We start from the raw sequence: 1,115 nt of genomic DNA on the forward strand, positions 1-1,115 counted from the left end.
GCGCCCGGGTGGAGCCGGGATGGCCCGAGCGAGCGGTCCGCGCGGCGATCGACCTGGCCGGCTGGCTGGCCACCCACCGCGGCACCCCCGCCGGCCTGCTCACCGAAGCCCGAATCGTCTACGGATGGCTCCTCGAGATCGACGACCCCGGTGACGTCCACCTCCCCGGCGACAGCACCCAGTGGCCTGACCACACCCCCCTGTACGTCACCATGGAACCCCGCACCACCGGCAAGGCACCCATCAGCTACGACCAAAGCACCCTGGAACGCCTCGTCGAAGCACACATCCCCGCCTCGCTCACCTACCAGATCGTCCCGTCCACCGACCACATCGCCCTCTATGACGATCCCTACTGCACCGGACGAGCCTGGCTCGTCTACAGCGACACCCCCGACCTCCAGGTCCTGAACGCCGACAATCGCGCCTCATCCGCCTGGAACAGAACCAGCAGCGTCATCGCCCTCTACAAAGACACCAACTTCCTGGGCACCAACGAATTCATCCAACCCAACAGCAAAGCAGACCAGCTCAACCTGGACAACCAGGCCTCCTCCCTCAGATTCCTCACCAACGTCCCCGCCGACGCCTGGGGCCTGTACGACCAACGCGGCGGAGCCAACGGCAGCGGTCAACTCATCGGCGTCTACCACGGCACCAGGACCAACCTCCTCAACACCGCCGGCGGCAAGGCCATGTCCCTGGTCAACAACACCAGCCACACCCTGCAGCTCTTCAACGCCGACCGCAGCACCTTCCAGATGGTCTACCCCGGCCTGACCGCAGACCTCCTGGACATCAACCTCGTTCACGCCCTCGACTCCGTCGTCGACCACGCCACCGTCCCCAACGGCGCCTACTGCCTCTACGAAGAGGTACAGCAAGGCGGAAAGTCCTGGCTGTTCTGGGACGACTCCGACCAGCCCATCGACCTGACCGACCCACAGATCGCCGCCCACCCCGTCTGCTCCGTCTACAACAACACCACCCGCACCCTCCAACTCCTCAACCAAACCGGAGACGACCAGCTCTTCTACCCCCAGGCCTACAACAGCGTCAGCACCGCCCTCAACCAGACCACCACCACCGCCACCCTCTACGACGGCCCACCCGAC

The 1,115-nt window shown here is 65.5% G+C and carries 1 protein-coding gene; it reads left to right on the forward strand.

Features of this window, described 5'->3' with window-relative positions; all coding sequences use genetic code 11:
- Positions 1-1,115: peptidase inhibitor family I36 protein (locus ACZ6EM_RS40480; protein ID WP_465774691.1), on the forward strand; the 1,115-nt coding region annotated here is incomplete at both ends.

The organism is Kitasatospora sp. NPDC041917 (genome assembly GCF_055589745.1).